Genomic DNA, 17,230 nt, shown 5'->3' with positions numbered 1-17,230 from the left:
GCCCTGCGCCTGGCGCTCAAGGCCCTGCCGGAGGGCCAGTGGCAGCAACGGGTGCTGGTCGCGGCCAAGGCCCCGGGTCATCGCCACCGAAAAACTAGAGGCCTGCGCCCCGATGCAACTGCAAGCCCTGGCCCAGGCTGGTGTCGACGCGCTGGAACTGGACGCCGGCCAAACCCTGCATGCCCGCCTGCTGCAGGTGGACGGCAAGCACGCCCTACTGCTGGCCGCTCATCCGTTGTGCCTGGACGAAGCATCCTGGTCGCTGCTGCTGACGGACCTCAACCTGGCCTTGGCGCAACTGCGCTATCAGCGGCCGGTGCGCCTGTCCTACACCGGTGGCGATTTCACCCAGTGGACGCGGCACCAGCAGGCCTATGCACAGGGCGATGCCCTGGACGACGCCTGGGAACACTGGCTGCAATACGCCGGCGTGGAAACGCTGCAACTGCCTGACAGCCAGCAGCCCGCCAGCATGGTCGAGCAGACCCTGGCGGCCACCACCTCAGGTGAACTCAAGCGCCTGGGCGAAGTGCTGCAACTGGACTGGAACAGCCTGTTGGCCGCTGCCGTGGTCGAACAGTGCCGTGAACTGTGCGGCAATGGCCTGGTTGCGCTGAGCATGCACGCTGCCCGGCCGAACGCCGAGCGTCTGCCGGTGGATGCGCCGATTGCCGTGGCCGACCTCGACCCGGCACGCATCATGGGGCCATTGGCCCTGGCGGTGCCGTATTTCCTCCAGCCCGAAGGCGACAGCCTGCTGCAACGCTTGCAGGCCCTGACCGCGCAGATGCGCGCCTACCCGCAACATGGCGTCGACTATGGTGCCTTGCGCTACCTGTCGGACAACACCTACCTGCAAGAACCGTTGCGTGAGCTGCCGGCGGCATCAGTGGCCATTCGCTGGCTTGGCAACCTCGACAGCCATCGCGAAGCGCGTGGCATCCTGGCCCAGGTCGAAGCCGCAAGCCCCGCGACAGCTTCGACTTGCCCGCTGACCCTGGACGCCTGGTGGCAGGATGGCTGCCTGCACCTGCGCAGCCAGGGCACCCTCGCCGCCGACTGGGCACCGCGCCTTGCACAACGCTTGAGCGAACTCGCCGGATTGGCCAGCGCAGCCGACCTGCGTCCTGCCAGCCAGGCATTTGCGCTGTGCCACAAGCAAGCGGAAACCCTGGCATCCGAACCGCTGGACTGGTCGAACATCGAAGACGTCTACCCGCTCTCGTCGATGCAACAGGGCATGCTGTTGCACACCCTGTTGCAACCCCACAGCGGCATCTACCTGATGCAACAACGCTACAGCTGGGATGGGGTATTGCAACGCCCGGCGATGGAAGCGGCTTGGCAACTGTTCCTCGAGCGCCATCCGATGATGCGCACCGCCTTCTGGTGGCAAGACGACCATGAGCCGCTGCAATGCGTGTACCGCCAAACCCATCGGGCGTTCGACTGGCAGGACCTGCGCCATCTCGACGAAGACCAGCAGCGCCTGGCGATGGACCAGGCCCTCGAAGCACAGCGCCTGCAAGGTTTCGACATGGCGTGTGCGCCACTGACCCACCTGCGGGTGTTCCAACTCGATGAGCGACGCTTCGCCGTGGTGCGCAGCTTCCACCACATCCTGACCGACGCCTGGTGCTTCGGCCTGCTGATGGAAGACCTGCTGGCGATCTACCAGGCCATCGTGCGCCAGGAGCCGGTGGCCCGTGCGCGCCTGCGCTCGTTCCGCGGCTACATGAGTTGGCTGGAGCGCCATGACATGGCCGCCGCCCACGCGTTCTGGCAGGCCGAAATGGCCGGCTTCAGCGAACCGACGCCACTTCATGTGGACAGCCCCGTAGCGCGCCCGGAGCAGGCACCGGAACAGGTTGGCGACTTCGACCAGACCCTGAGCATCGCCCAGACCCAGCGTCTGCAGCAGCTGTGCCAGCAATACCAACTGACACCCAACACCTGGATCCAGGGCGCCTGGGCGCTGTTGCTGTCGCGCTACAGCGGCAACCGCGATGTGCTGTTCGGCGTAACCGTCGCCGGCCGCCCGACGGACCTTGCCGGTGTAGAAGAAATGGTCGGGTTGTTCATCAACAGCTTGCCACTGCGCATCGATGTCGACCCAGAGGTGCCAGTGGCCGACTGGTTGCAGGCGCTGCTGTCCCACAACGCGCAATTGCGCGAACACGAAAGCGCGTCACTGGTGGACATCCAGCGTTGCAGCCAGGTGCCGCGCGGGCAGCAGTTGTTCGACAGCCTGGTGGTGTTCGAGAACGCGCCGCTGGACATCAGCAGCGTGCAACTGGATGCCTTCAGCATCGACATCTATGAAGACCGCGTGCACACCAACTTCCCGATGACGGTTGTGCTGTACCCCGGCGACCGCCTGGGCATTCGCCTGTCCTACGACAGCATGCGTTTCAGCACTGACACCGTGCAGCGCATGCTCGGCCATTTGGTGCAGCTGCTTTCGGGCATGCTGGAGACGCCGCAGGCGCCACTGGGCAGCCTGCACATGCTGCCCGAGGCGGAACGCCGGCAGTTGCAGATCGACTGCAATCGCAGCGACGTCGCCTTCCCGCTGGAACGCGGCTATGCGGCGCTGTTCGCCGAACAAGTGCGCAGTCGCTCGCAACACCTCGCTGCCGTATGCCAGGGACAATCGCTGACCTACGCCGAACTGGACCGCCGCGCCAACAGCATCGCCCATGCGCTGCAAGCCGCCGGTGCCGGCCCGGAAACCCTGGTGGCGCTGTTCGCTGAGCGTGGCCTGACCTTGCTGACGATGATGATCGCCACGCTCAAGGCCGGTGCCGCGTTCCAGGCCTTGGATATCCAACAGCCTCACGCACGCCTGGCGGAGTTGCTGGACCTGGGCGAAGCGCCGCTGTTGCTGGTCTGCGAGCACGCAAGCTCGACGCTGGACAACGTCCTGCCGCAGATGCGCCAGCAACCCACCTGCCTGATCGCCCAGGCGCTCTGGCAAGGCCGTGAACAGCCGCCGGTCAGCTATGCGCACAACCCCGATCAACTGGCCTACGTGATCTTCACCTCGGGCTCCACCGGCACGCCCAAAGGTGTGATGGTCGAACAACGCGGGATGCTCAACAACATGTTCGGCAAAGTCCCGAGCCTGGGCCTGGGTGAGCACGACCGGATTGCCCAGACGGCTTCGGCGGCGTTCGATATCAGCGTGTGGCAGTTCCTCGCCGCGCCGCTGTTCGGTGCCACTGTGCACATTCTTCCCGATGCCCAGGCCCACGACCCGGTGGCCCTGCTCGATGCGGTTCAAGATCAGCAATTGACCCTGCTGGAAACCGTGCCGGCGCTGATTCGCGGCATGCTCCAGGAAAGCCAGGCGCACCACAGCCTGGCGAGCCTGCGCTGGCTCCTGCCCACCGGTGAGGCATTGCCGCCGGCCCTGGCGCGGGACTGGTTCGCCCGCTTCCCGGCGATCCCGTTGATGAACGCCTACGGTCCCGCCGAATGCTCGGACGACGTTGCCTTCTACCCCATCACCGAAGCGCCCGCCGACGATTGCCTGCACATGCCCATCGGCAAGCCGACCGCCAATAACCAGGTGTTCGTGCTCGACTCGGCGCTGCGCCTGGTCCCTGTCGGTGTGCCCGGCGAATTGTGCATCGGTGGTGTCGGCGTCGGTCGCGGCTACCTGCGCGACCCGCAACGCACCCGCGAAGCCTTTGTTCCGCACCCGTTCCAGGCCGATGCGCGGCTGTATCGCAGCGGTGACATCGGCCGGATGCACGCCGATGGCGTGATCGAATACCTCGGCCGTCGCGACCAGCAAGTGAAGATTCGTGGCCACCGCATTGAGCTGGGCGAGATCGAAAACCGCCTGATGCAACACCCGGCGGTGGACAGCGCGGCGGTGCTGGCACTGCCCGACGCCCGCGGGGCATTGCAACTGGTGGCCTGGTATGTGCTCGACGACACGGCCAACCTCGGCGGCGAGTCAGCGCAACAAGCCTTGAGCGCTTACCTGGGTCAGCAACTGGCAAGCTACATGGTTCCGGCCCGTTGGCTGGCCCTTGCGCAATTGCCGCTGAACGCCAATGGCAAAGTCGACCGGCGCGCCCTCGCCGCCTTGGGTGTGCCCCAGGACGAAGCAGCGCAGGCGCAATGCTTGGCACCGCGCACGCCGACCGAACAGGTCCTGGCCGAGCTGTGGCAGGAAATTCTCGGCCTGGACGGCGTCGGTGTACACGACGACTTCTTCGCCATCGGCGGTCACTCGTTGCTGGCCACCCAAGTGTTGTCGCGGATTCGTCGTCGCTTGAACGTGAACCTGCCGCTGCGCACGCTGTTCGAGCGTGGCACCCTGGAACAATTGGCCGAAGCGGTCGATCAGCAGCGCGACGCCCAGACCGAAGCCGACGGCGACAGCGAGATCGCCCTGGCGCCGCGCAACCAGCCGTTGCCGCTGTCCTACAGCCAGCAACGGTTGTGGTTCCTGGATCGCTTCGAAGGCCCCAGTGCCGCCTACAACATGACCACCACCGTCAGGCTGCGTGGGACGTTGGACATCGCAGCGCTGCAAGCGGCGTTGCAGGCCGTGTTCGAACGCCATGAGTCCTTGCGCACGGCATTCCACCTCCATGGCGACCAGCCTTGCCAGGTCATCAGCCCGGCACCGCGGGTTGACCTGACGCCGACCGAGTTGAGTCACCTCGACAGCGAACAACAGGCGCAAACCCTGCAACGCTTGATCGATGAACAGGCTGCACGCCCGTTCGATCTGCAACAGGCGCCGATGTTGCGCGCCAGCCTGCTGCGCCTGGGCACCGACGATCATGTGCTGCAACTGGTGTTGCATCACATCGCCACCGATGCCTGGTCCATGGGCATCCTCATGCAGGAGCTGATCGTCGGGTACCAGGCCCGCAGCAGCGGCTCGACACCGGTGCTGCCGGTGTTGCCGATCCAGTTCGCCGACTATGCCTTCTGGCAACGCAGCGAAGCCCAACAGCGCCTGCTGGCACGGGCCATCGATTACTGGCGCCGCCAGCTCGACGGCGCGCCAACCTTGATCCCGCTGCCGCTTGACCAACCACGCCCGGCGCGTCCCGACTATCAGGGGGCGGCCCTGGAGCAACGCTTCACACCGGCCCAGGCACAGGTGCTCAAGGCCTATGCTCAACAGCAGCGGGCGACGCTGTTCATGGTCCTGCTCAATGCCTTCAACAGCCTGTTGCAACGGGCCACCGGGACCAACGACTTTATTGTCGGCACCGACCTGGCCAATCGCGAACATCCGGCCCTGGAACATCTCATCGGCTTTTTCGTCAACGTGCTGCCGATCCGTGCCCGCCTGAGCGAGGGCGAAACCTTCGACGCCCGTCTGCAACGCTTGCGCGAGGATTGCCTGTCGGCGTTCCAGCACCAGCAGGTGCCGTTCGACAAACTGGTCGAGGAGCTGCAACCGCCGCGTACACCTGGGGTCAATCCCCTGGTCCAGGTGCTGTTCGTCATGCAGAACACGCCCAGCGGCAATGCCAGCCTGCCGGACCTTGAGGTGGAGCATCTGGTATCACGCCAGGAAAGCAGCAAGTTCGACCTCGCCGTATTTGTCGAAGAGGACGAAGATCAAGGCCTGAACGTACGCTGGGTGTATCGCACCAGTGTGTTGCAGGAACCGACCATCCAGCGCCTCGAACAAGGCTTCGAGAGCCTGTTGGAGCAGATCGTTTCGGCCCCGGGGCAAGCGCTGGACCATTGGTCGTGGCGCCTTGAGGGCGGCAACGCCAGCGTAGCGTCCCAGCCGGATTCGTCGCTCGACGAGGCCACAGCCCGCAGCGCGCGTAAGCAGTCCAAATTGAGCAAGCTCAAACAGACCCGTGCAACCGCTGTGAGCCAGGTGGCCCATGAGCAGGTCCGTACCCGCACCCTCAACGCCGGGCAAGCCTTGCCCTTGGTGATCGAACCGTTGTTCGGCGACCTGGACCCGGTGCACTGGGCGCTGCAAGCCCGGGGTTGGATCAATGCACAGCTGCTGACCCACGGCGGCCTGCTGTTCCGGGGTTTCAACCTGCCGGATGCTGGTGCTTTCGAACAGTTCGCCCAGGCCATCGAACCCGACCTCTACGGGACCTACGGCGACCTGCCGAAAAACAAGTCCGGCAAGAACATCTACCACTCCACGCCGTACCCGGAACAGCACATGATTCTCTTCCACAACGAGAGTTCCCATCTGCCGCAGTGGCCACGCAAGCAGTGGTTCTATTGCGAAACACCGGCGCCGCGTGGCGGTTGCACGCCCATCGTCGATTGCCGGCAGGTGTTGGCGCGCTTGCCCGAGGACATCGTCGCTCGCTTCAAGGCCCTGGGGCTGCTGTACGTGCGGCACTTCACCGACAAGCTGGATGTGCGCTGGCAGGACTTCTTCAAGACCGAACAGCGCGAGGAAGTCGAGCGCCAATGCCTGGCGTCGGGCATGCGCTGGGAATGGCTGGGGACCGACAACCTGCGGATCGCCCAGCACTGCCCGGCCATCGTCGAGCATCCCGAAACCTTGGAACTGTCGTTCTTCAACCAGGTGCAACTGCACCACACCGCCTGCCTGGAGCCAGAAGTGCGCAACAATCTGATCAGCCTGTTCGGCCCCGGACATTTGCCACGCAACGTGTACTACGGCGACGGCAGCGTGATCGAAGACGCGGTGATGCAAGTGATCGGCGAGGCTTATGAAGACTGCGCGGTACGTTTCAGTTGGCAAAAGGGTGACATGGTGATGCTGGACAATATGTTGGTGGCCCACGCTCGGGACCCCTTCGAGGGCGAGCGCAAGATCTGTGTCGCCATGGGCCAGATGATGCGTCGCGAACAATTGACCGGTTGCCTGCCCGAAGCACAACCGGCGCCGGCTTCGGAAGTGCAGGCATGAGCGCCTTTGAAACCCGTGAAGAAGCTTTCGCCCTCTCGCCCCAACAACGCAGCCAATGGTTGGCGGGGTTGCCAGCGGCGCGGCTGGAACTGGAAATAAAAGGCCCGTTGGCCCTGGAAAGCCTGCACCAGCGACTCGCCGCCCTGAGCGCGTGTCACGAGGCCCTGCGCCTGCGAGTACGGCCTGAGCCGGGCTTGCTGATGCCCTTGCAAGTGGTTGAATCCACCGTCATGGCCGCGCAGGCCATCAGCGTCGAGGTGCACGCGCTCGACGGCGATCGGCAGCGGGTGACGCTGCAATTGCCGGCGCTGAGCGCCGATCGCGGGACCTTGCTGCGCCTGGCCCAGGCATTGGGCTCGATAGAGGCGCCATCGGTGGATGACGAGGCGATGACCTATACCCAGTACAGCGCCTGGCTCTACGAATTGCAGGCCGATGAAGACGCCGAGCCTGGGCGGCGTTTCTGGGCCAGCCAGGCCCTGGACGAAGCAGCCGCCAGCGAGTTGCTCTACCGTCAGGTCCGCAGCGACCGCTCCGAAGCCCCGATGACCACTCGCCTGAACGCCAACCCACAGTTGAGCATGGCCCTCGACAGCTTCTGCCAACGTTACGACGCATCGCCCGAGCAAGTCCTGATGACGGCGTGGGGCGTGCTGTTGCAGCGCCTGAGTAGCAGCGACAGCCCGGCACTGACCTTGAACTGGGTCCACGATTGCCGCGACGACTATGAAGAACTCGCCGATTGCTGGGGATTGTTCGCCAAGCCCCTGCCCCTGCGCTGGCAACCGGCGGCGGACAGCCAGTTTGCCCAGGCGCTGGCGAACCTGCAGGTGCTCTGCGAGCAAGCCACGGAATGGCAGGAATACTGCGGCGTCAGCGCTGCATTGCCGGCCGAGGCTTTGCAGTACGGCTTCCAGTGGGGTGGGCAGTTACCCGAGCGACTCGACACCTTGGGCAGCATGGCGTCGACGCTCACGGTGCTGGACGCACAGGCCATTCCCGCCGGCATGGAGCTGCTGCTGGTGGCCGAAACGACCGCTGGCGGCTATCGCCTGAACCTCTGCCACCTGCCGGGCCGCTACAGCGAACAGGCCGCCCTGGTGCTGCTGGAGCAATTCCAATCGCTGCTGCTCGATGCCCTCGCCAACCCGGGCAAGCCGCTGGCCGAACTGTCATTGCAGGCGCCAAGTTTCACCGCAACGCTGGCCGCCCTGCAGGCGCCAGTCGACGTCGCAACGCTGCCGTTTACCAGTGTGCCGGCGAGCTTCGATGCGTGTGCCGCGCAGTTCCCCGAGCACTTGGCCCTGCGCGACCATAACGGGCAACTGAGCTACGCCCAACTGCAGGCGCGCAGCAACCAACTGGCGCATTACCTGCGCGCCCAGGGCGTGGGTCGCGAAGATCGCGTGGCGTTGTATCTGGATCGCTCAGCGCAGATGGTCCTGGCCATGCTCGCCGTGCTCAAGAGCGGCGCGGCGTTCGTTCCCCTGGATGTCCACCAGCCGGCACAACGCTCACTGGCGATCCTGCAACAAGCCCAGCCGACTTTCATACTCAGCGGCTCGACCGGCAGCGCCCCCGCGTTGCCGGGCATCGGCAGCCTCGACCTACGCGATGAAGCCACCTGGCAACAAGCGCCAACGACTGCCATGAGCGTCGAGATCCAGGCACAGGACGCGGCCTACGTGCTGTTCACTTCCGGCAGCACAGGCACGCCTAAAGGCGTCATCGTCGAGCATCGGCAGCTCGCCAGTTATGTCGCCAGCGTATCCCGGCGCTTGCAACTGGCCGCAGGCGAACGCAGCGCAGTGGTCACCTCACTGGCGGCCGACCTGGGCTACACGTTGCTGTTCCCGGCCCTGCTCAGCGGCGGCGAATTGCACTTGCTGGACAAGGAAACGGCCATGGACGCCCAAGCCTGGGCCGCCTGGCAAGCGCAGCACCCGATCGATCACCTGAAGATCGTGCCGTCGTTGCTCGACGCCTGGTTGATTCACGCCCAAAGCGCTGCCGTGTTGCCGCGCAAGCAATTGATCCTCGGTGGCGAAAGCTGCTCGCGGCGCCTGCTGCAAAGCATTCGCAGCCTTGCACCGGCGCTAACGGTCTTCAACCATTACGGCCCGACCGAGACCACCGTTGGGGTGGTGATGCACAAAACCGAACCGGCCATGGATTATCGCCGCCTGCCCCTCAGCGACCGTCTCAACGGCATGCGCCTGTACCTGTTCGACGAGCAGCAAGCGTTGGCCGCCCCCGGGCAAAGCGCCGAGCTGTATATCGCCGGCCCGCAACTGGCCCGCGGTTACCTGGACACGCAACAAAGCGTCGGGCGTTTTATCGAGCTGGCACATTTGCCGGGCGAACGTCTCTATCGCAGCGGCGACATGGCCCGCTATCGCCATGACGGCAGCCTGGAAATCACCGGGCGTGCCGACCGTCAGGTGAAAATCCGTGGTTTCCGCGTGGAGCTCGACGAGATCCAGGCGCAACTGACCAGCCTTCCCGGTGTGGCCCAGGCCGCGGTGGAATGCATCCCCAGAGGCGAGCTCGGCCAGCAACTGTTCGCCTTCATGACCCTGGCGCCCGGGCATTCGACCACGGTCGCCCGGCTGCATGGCCAGGCCCAGGATTGCTTGCCGGACTACATGCTGCCGACCCTGCGGATCGTCGAAGCCTTGCCACTGATGGGCAACGGCAAGCTCGACCGCAAGACCTTGCAGCAATGGGCTGACAAAGTCCTCGACACGGTCGGCAGTGCCTTGCCGCGCACGCCGCTGGAAGCCCTGCTCGCCGAGGTCTGGGCACAGGTGCTGGGCCTGGAGCGAGTGGGCATCGACGATGATTTTTTTGAGCTGGGCGGCCACTCCCTGGCGGCGGTGACACTTGCCAGTCGCTTGCAGACCGCGCTGTCGGCACCGGTGACGGTCAATGCGGTGTTCAACGCTCCAAGCGTCTCGGCGTTTGCAGCATTGGTGCAGGCCGAACTCAAACTCTCGCCGCTGGTGCGGTTGTCGGCACCAACCGTCGATGCAGGACAAACCGCCAATCTGTTCTGTTTCCACCCTTCCACCGGCCACGTGCAGGATTACCGCACGCTGCTCGCGCCGCTGTCGGCCTGGCATGTGTGGGGCTTGCAGGCGGCGTACCTGAGCGATGACAGCACAACGTTGGGGGGCGATATCGAGAGCCTCGCCGCACTCTATGTCGAACACCTGCGCCAGCAGCAACCACAGGGCCCATATCACCTGCTGGGCTTCTCCCTCGGAGGTCTGCTGGCGATTGCCGCGGCCGCTCGCCTGGAAAGCCAGGGCCAAGCAGTGGCGTTTCTCGGTATCATCGACTCGCAGTACCAGCACCAGGCGCCAGAAGACAGTGTCGAGGCGCTGCTGGAGTCAGCCTCCCAAGCGCTGACACCGGACAGCCAGACCGTGTTGCGCCAGTTGCCGCCGCCGATCATGACCGCCTTGCTGGAGCAACTGGACGCCCTGCCCCCAGCGGCACGCCTGCCGGAGCTGGTGCAGTGGGCACGCCAGCAAGGTTTGCAACTCGATGGCGACAGTTGGGAGCATTTGCAAACGCGGCTGCGCTACCAGCAGCATACGCAGCATCTGCTGGCCACGTTCAAGCCCGTGCGGTTGAACTGCCCGGTGCATGTCTGGTGGGCCAGCGACACCCTGGCCCAGGCTGACTTCGCCGACCCGCAGTGGGAAGACCTGAGCAGTGGGCCGTTGACCCGCGAGGTCATCACAGCGCAACACCTGACCATCCTTGAGCAACGCGCCTTGCACGAACAATTGGCGGCGCGTCTCACGGCCATTGCTACACACGGAGCGGTTTGAAATGGATCTGTTGTTACTCATGGCTAAACGCTCCTGGCGCGCACTGCTGGTGGCGACCCTGACGGGGTTGATCTGCGGCCTCGCGGCAGCCGGTCTGATCGCCAACATCAACCACAGCCTGGAGGTGTTCGATAAGCTGCGCCCGGTGGATGGCCTGCTCTTCGCCGGCCTGGTGGTGTTGGTCGCGGTGTCGCGGATCATCTCCGACATCAGCCTGTTGCGCCTGGGCCAGGCTGCGGTCAACGACATGCGCCTGCACCTGAGCGCCAAGCTGATCGACACGCCCTACGCGCAATTGCAGCGCCTGGGCAAGCATCGCCTGCTGGCGATGCTCACCGACGATACGCAGACCATCAGCCAGGCCGTGGAGTTGGTGCCGATCCTGCTGGTCAACGTCGGGATCATCGCCGCGTGCCTCGGCTACCTGGGTTGGCTCAGCATGCCATTGCTCGGTCTGACGCTGCTGCTGATCGTCCTGGGCAGCCTGAGCTTTCACTGGCCACAACGGCGGGCACTGACTTCGATTTCCCGTGCTCGCGAGCTCAAGGACCAGTTGTTCAATCAGTACCGCCTGCTCACCGATGGCAGCAAGGAACTGCAACTCAACCATCCGCGCCGGCAGCACTTCTTCACCCGCCTGCTGATACCGGTGAGTCAGCAATATCGTCGCGATTTTGTACGGGGCATGAGCATCTACGCCCTGGTCCTGAACTGGGGCAATGCGGTGTTCTACATGCTCATCGGCGTGGTGCTGTTCGCCGCGCCGCATTTCATCGACCTGAGCGCGAGCCTGGTTACCGGCTATATTCTGGCGATCCTCTACATGATCACGCCGTTGTCGGAGCTGATGCACGCCCTGCCGACCCTCGGCCGGGCCAGTGTGGCCCTGAACAAGATCCGCGCCCTGGAAGGCCAGATGCAAACCGCCGACGAGACCGTCGACACGATCTCGCCGACCCAGGTTCGCAGCCTGGTATGCCGCCAGGTCACCCACACCTACTACCGCGAGCGCGAGGACGGGCATTTCACCCTGGGTCCCATCGACCTCACCCTCAATGCCGGCGAAGTGGTGTTCATCACCGGCGGCAACGGCAGCGGCAAGACCACCCTGGCCTTGTTGCTGACCGGGCTGTACCGGCCGGAAAGCGGCGAGATCATGCTCGACGAGCAAGTGTCCTCGAGCAATGACAATCACCATTACCGGCAGCACTTCTCAGCGATCTTCATCGACTTCTGCCTGTTCGAAAACCTGTTCGATGGCGACGATCCACACCTGGTGAAACAGGCACAGGACTACCTGGTGCACCTGCAACTGGACCACAAGGTGCAAATCGAGGACGGCAAACTGACGACGCTGGCGCTGTCCACCGGGCAACGCAAGCGCCTGGCGCTGCTCAGTGCCTATCTGGATGATCGTCCCTGCTATTTGTTCGACGAATGGGCGGCCGACCAGGACCCGGTGTTCAAGCACTTCTTCTACACCCGGATCCTGCCGGACCTGCGCGAACGCGGCAAACTACTGATCGTCATCTCCCACGACGACGCCTACTTCGGCCTGGCCGACCGGCTGATCCGCATCGAACATGGCAAGCTCAGTGAAGTCACCGTCGAGGCCGACGCGCCGTCCGTGGCGCAAATGCTGTCTTGAGGAAACCCTGAACATTGTGGGTAATGCTGTTCACTTAGGAAAAACGGCGATTGTTTCAGAAATGAAAAGCGCCGTTTTTTTGTTTTTTGTTTTTTTTGAAAAATCTACTCGCCTTTTTCCAGACGGGTAGTGTGCATATCCGTTGCTGCGGTAGCGGCTGCTTAGGGTTCCGCCCTGACGGCGGCTCACTTTTGAAAATCCGGAAGCCGGCCCAGGCAAAAGTAAGCAAAACGCTTTTGCCCCACCACTTGGCACCTCGCCTAGGCTCGGTGTGCCCTCACTCCGGCATTGCTCCGTGGGCCCGCCGCGAAGGGCCATCCATGGCCCAGCGCGGCTATCCCGGCATCCATGCCGGGATGCCCACTGCGCAATGCCTGCGTTCGGCCAGCGTGGTTTAACGGGGCGTCCAGATCAAGATCAAGATCTAAAGCAAAGCAAAGCAAAGCAAAAGCGGGGCATGTCAGCATCTATGTGGCTGCGCCACCGCTATCGCGAGCGAGCTCTCCCACATTTGGATCTTCAGTAGACACTTATTCCATATGCACCTAGCCCACACACAATGGGCCGCAGTGAACACAGAACTCATGCACACCCAAGATCATCTGTGGGAGCAAAGCTTGCTCGCGATGAGGCCAGCAAACCCAACATCCATGTGACTGAGCCACCGCCATCGCGAGCAAGCTTTGCTCCCACAGTTCTGATGGGTGTATGACCGGGAGAACCAGGTCGGCTCTCAGGCCGCCTCGTGGTGGACCTTGATCTCGGGCGCCCCAAGCCTAAGCGAGGTGCCAAGTGGTGGGGCAAAAGCGCTTTGGTTACTTTCGCCTGGGCCGGCTTCCGGATTTTCGAAAGTGACCCGCCGTCAGGGCGGAACCCTGAGCCGCCGTTACCGCAGCAACGGATATGCATCCAATCCAGTCCAGTCCAGTCCAACCCAAAAGAAAACGACGCGCTCCCCCCTACTCATAGATGTAATGCAGATAGCTCACCTGCTCCGCCAGCGGCAGGCGGTGCAGCTTGGGGCAGGATTCGCAGAGCACTGGCGGTTGGCCTTCGACCGGCTCGTGCAGTTGGTAATGCAGGCAGCAGTGCCGGCGCAATGGCAAGCACGGGCAAATCTGCGGCGCCGGTGATTCGACCATGCGTTGCAGGCCACGCAACTTCAAGCGTCCGTTGTTCACCGTGACCTGTTCCAGCCACTGGTGCGCCTCGGCGAAGCCGTCTCTGGACAGGTCGGGGTCCAGCCTGGCGAACGCCCCGTCCCAGATGGCGACGAAGTTGCCCCACAATATTTTCGGGGCCAGGCCACCGGCAGCGGCCAATGTGCTGAACAGCGGCGCCAGGTGCTCGTGGATCAACCGCGACCAATACACCGCCCGGCCATCCGTGTCCAAGGCTGACAGTCCGGTGGCCAGGTCCAGCGCCGCCGGTTGGCCGTCGTCGTGCAACAGCAATGCGTCCTCGCCCCAGAACTCGATCGCGCAGCGACGCGTCAGCACACAGGCCAGGGTGGCCGGCAGGACGATACTCATGTAGTTCATCGACCACTGCGAAACCACGGCGGCGCGGTTCACCCCCGGGTAACGCAAGGCAAACCGGGTCAGCAAGGGTTGCAGTACAACAGGGTCGGCAAGCTGGCTCAACGCGATGGCAGGCTGATCACCAGGTTCCTGCCGAATGACCCGCTGTATCGGCGGCCAGGCCTGGTTAAGCCATTCTGGAAATTCGATAACGGGGCTCCCGTGGCTTTCCCTAATTAATGCAAACGATTAGCATTGGCTGATCCTATCCTCCCTCCCCTGCAAACTCAACGTCGTTAGCGACCAGGCTCACCAAGACCACATGCACACACTCCGCAATTTCTGGCGTCTCGCGCGGCCTTTCTGGGCATCCGAGGAAAAGTACCCGGCCCTGTTGCTGCTGTTGGCCACTGTGCTGATGACCCTGTGCCTGGTCGGTGTCAACATCCTCACCAACTTCTGGAACCTGCATTTCTACAATGCCTTGCAGGCGTTGGATTACCACGGCTTCCTGGTGGGCAGCCTGCAGTTCATCCTGCTGCAGATCGGCACCGCCGCCTTCACCGTGGGCGCGTTCCACTTCCAGCAGAAGCTGACCATCCGCTGGCGGCGCTGGGCGACCCGCAACATGCTTGATCAATGGCTGGGCAGCCAGCGCTACCAGAAGCTGAAGCTGACCGAGACCGAGGTCGACAACCCCGATCAGCGGATCGCCGAAGACATCGACCTGTTCATCGTCAAGTCGCTCAAGTTGAGCCTGGGCCTGCTGACGTCGGTGGTGTCGCTGTTTTCCTTCCTGCATATCCTCTGGCAAGCCTCAAGCCTGGTCAGCGTGCCGTTCAACGACCAGTCCATCATCATTCCGGGACTGCTGGTATGGGTCGCTCTGGTGTATGCGCTTTTGGGCACCGGCCTGGCCTTCTGGCTGGGGCGCGCGCTGCCCAGCCTCAATTTCATGCAGCAGCGACGTGAAGCGGATTTTCGTTTCTCGCTCATCCGCCTGCGGGAGAACGCTGACTCGGTAGCGCAATATCGCGGCGAAGCCGTAGAGAACGAACGCTTCAACCACCGCCTGGAGGCGGCGCTGGAGAACTTCTGGGCGCTGGTGAAAAAACAGAAGCTGATCATGGGCTACTCGACCTTCTACCTGCGCAGCGCGACGGTCATCCCGATGTTCATCATGGCGCCACAGTTCTTTGCCGGCGCCTTTCCCCTCGGCCGCCTGACACAGATAAGCGCCGCCTTCGGCGAAGTGCACGCCGCCATCGCCTACCTGGTGAGCGTGTTCCCGGAGCTGTCGGAATGGAAGTCGGTGATCGACCGCTTGATCGGCTTCCAGGAGCGCCTGGATAACGTTGAGGTCAAGTCCCAGGTCAGGCTCGAACAACAGACCGACGGTCTCGACATCAAGGACCTGGACATCTGGCTGCCGAACGGCCGACCGTTGTTCACAGGTTTCAACCTGTCGCTCAAGCCCGGTGACAGCCTGATGATCCGCGCGCCGTCCGGCTACGGCAAATCAACGCTGATCCGCACGATTACCGGGCTTTGGCATCACGCTCGCGGCTCAAGCTGTTATGACCGTGAGCGTGCCCTGACGCTTGCGCAGAAACCCTATCTGCCGCTGGGCAGTCTGCGTGAGGCGCTGTGGTACCCCAACCCACCCCGTCGCGACGAAGATGCCGCGCTGCGCCAGGCCATGGAACAAGTCGGCCTGCAACACCTGAGCGATCTGTTGGAGCAGGAGCGAGACTGGGCGCAGACCCTCAGCGTCGGCGAACAGCAACGCTGTGCGTTCGTCAGGGCCCTGCTGGCCCGCCCCACGGTGCTGTTCCTCGACGAGAGCAGTTCGGCACTGGATTCAACCAACGAAGCGCGCTGCTATCAACTGCTCAAAGACACGCTACCAGAAACGATCCTGATCAGCGTCGGACACAATGCGTCGCTCGAGCGCTTCCATTGGCAAGTCCTGGAGCTGCAAAGCGAAGCACGGTGGGTGCATCGGAAGGTGAAGCAGCCGGTGTGAGTTCGCCATCTCTATTTAGCATCCCAGCAGCGAAACAGAACGCTGGCGTTAACGCCGCCGAACCCGAATCCATTTGAGAGCGCATGGGTGATCGGCATCTTCCGGGCATTCAGGGCGACCAGATCGAGCCCCTTTGCGGCCTCGTCGGGATGAAGCAGGTTCAGCGTGGGCGGTACGACCTGATCACGCAGCGCCAGCACGGTGAAGATCGCTTCAATGCCCCCCGCCGCCCCCAGCAGGTGCCCGGTGGCGGACTTGGTCGAGGTGATAGCCACGCCGGAGTCAGCCCCGAATACCGAGCGAATCGCTGCCAACTCGCCGTTGTCGCCAACCTGTGTGGAGGTCGCGTGGGCATTGATATGCTGCACGTCGGCAGGGCTAACCCCCGCCTGGCGCAGAGCCTGCTCCATAGCGCGCCGTGCGCCGCTGCCGTCTTCCGGGCCTGCGGTCAGGTGATAGGCATCGGCGCTGGTGCCATAACCGACCAGCTCCGCCAGGGGCTTGGCACCACGGGCCAGGGCATGCTCCAGCGACTCGATCACCAGCAGCCCGGCACCTTCGGCCATGACGAAGCCGTCACGATCGCGATCAAAGGGACGCGAGGCCTCCTGCGGGTGCTCGGCAAAGCCCGTGGACAGCGCGCGGGCTGCGGCAAAACAGCCCAGGGTCACACGGTCTATCGCCGCTTCGGTACCGCCACATATAGCGATATCCGCCTCACCGCTTCTGATGAGCCTGGCCGCATCGCCAATGGCTTGCACCCCGGCGGCACAAGCCGTTACAGGCGCGCCCAGAGGCCCCTTGAGAGCATGCCGGATGGAAACGTGTCCGGCCGCCATGTTGGCGAGAAAGGCCGGCGCGGTGAAGGGCGACAAGCGGCGCGGCCCACGCGCATCGGTGGTGCGTACAGCGTCGGCAATTGCGCCAAAGCCACCGACGCCCGACGAGATGATCGTGGCGGTCCGCTCCTGGTCGGCCGCTTCAGTCGGATGCCAGTTGGCCTGGGCCAGGGCTTCATCGGCAGCGACCAGGGCGAATTCGATGAAGCGATCCATCTTCTTGCGATCCTTGGCCGAGATGAAGCGCTCGGGGTCATACCCCGCAACGGCATCCTCTTGCAGAGACGGCACCTGGCCGCCCACCGCAACGCCGGTACCTTCGGTGATATCGCCAGACAGGTTACGGATACCGGAACGTCCTGCCAGCAACCTCTGCCAGACTTCTTCCACTGCGCAGCCCAGGGGGCTGACAATGCCCATGCCTGTGACGACGATTCGCTTTTGACCTTCGGCAGTCATCATAAAA

At 63.6% G+C, this 17,230-nt stretch carries 7 protein-coding genes; 4 read left to right on the top strand and 3 right to left on the bottom strand.

Annotated features, from left to right (window positions below; translation table 11 throughout):
• The first annotated feature begins 112 nt into the window (after positions 1–112).
• From PSH57_RS11745 to PSH57_RS11735, 3 genes are read left to right on the top strand one after another with little or no spacing between them, the layout of a single operon-like run.
• Entirely contained in the window at positions 113–6,892 is a 6,780-nt protein-coding gene (locus tag PSH57_RS11745) for a non-ribosomal peptide synthetase (protein WP_305444886.1), read from the top strand.
• The gene (locus tag PSH57_RS11740) at positions 6,889–10,731 is read left to right on the top strand and encodes a non-ribosomal peptide synthetase (protein ID WP_305389640.1); all 3,843 of its coding nucleotides are present in this window, start codon (positions 6,889–6,891) and stop codon (positions 10,729–10,731) included. The genes PSH57_RS11745 and PSH57_RS11740 overlap by 4 nt, the downstream gene beginning before the upstream one ends.
• 1 nt (position 10,732) lies before the next feature.
• Positions 10,733–12,379 (top strand): cyclic peptide export ABC transporter, encoded by a 1,647-nt coding sequence (locus tag PSH57_RS11735; RefSeq protein WP_305389639.1) that lies wholly within the window; start codon positions 10,733–10,735, stop codon positions 12,377–12,379.
• A 30-nt stretch (positions 12,380–12,409) separates the two neighbouring features.
• On the opposite strand, the gene PSH57_RS11730 is transcribed toward PSH57_RS11735, so the two are convergent.
• Positions 12,410–12,568 (bottom strand): hypothetical protein, encoded by a 159-nt coding sequence (locus PSH57_RS11730; protein WP_305389638.1) that lies wholly within the window; start codon positions 12,566–12,568, stop codon positions 12,410–12,412.
• 770 nt (positions 12,569–13,338) lie between these two features.
• Positions 13,339–14,022, bottom strand: coding sequence for a siderophore-iron reductase FhuF (gene fhuF / locus PSH57_RS11725; RefSeq protein WP_305389636.1), 684 nt, complete (start codon positions 14,020–14,022; stop codon positions 13,339–13,341).
• A gap of 199 nt (positions 14,023–14,221) precedes the next feature.
• On the opposite strand from fhuF, the gene PSH57_RS11720 reads away from it, so the two are divergent.
• Complete coding sequence (locus tag PSH57_RS11720; protein WP_305389634.1) at positions 14,222–15,925, top strand: ABC transporter ATP-binding protein/permease; 1,704 nt, start codon at positions 14,222–14,224, stop codon at positions 15,923–15,925.
• An 11-nt stretch (positions 15,926–15,936) separates the two neighbouring features.
• On the opposite strand, the gene fabF is transcribed toward PSH57_RS11720, so the two are convergent.
• Positions 15,937–17,226, bottom strand: coding sequence for a beta-ketoacyl-ACP synthase II (gene fabF, locus PSH57_RS11715; protein ID WP_305389633.1), 1,290 nt, complete (start codon positions 17,224–17,226; stop codon positions 15,937–15,939).
• Positions 17,227–17,230: the final 4 nt, after the last annotated feature.

This window comes from Pseudomonas hefeiensis (assembly GCF_030687835.1).
GTDB lineage: Bacteria > Pseudomonadota > Gammaproteobacteria > Pseudomonadales > Pseudomonadaceae > Aquipseudomonas > Aquipseudomonas hefeiensis.
The sequence above is the reverse complement of the archived record's forward strand: the minus strand, read 5'-3'. Positions and strand labels throughout refer to the sequence as shown.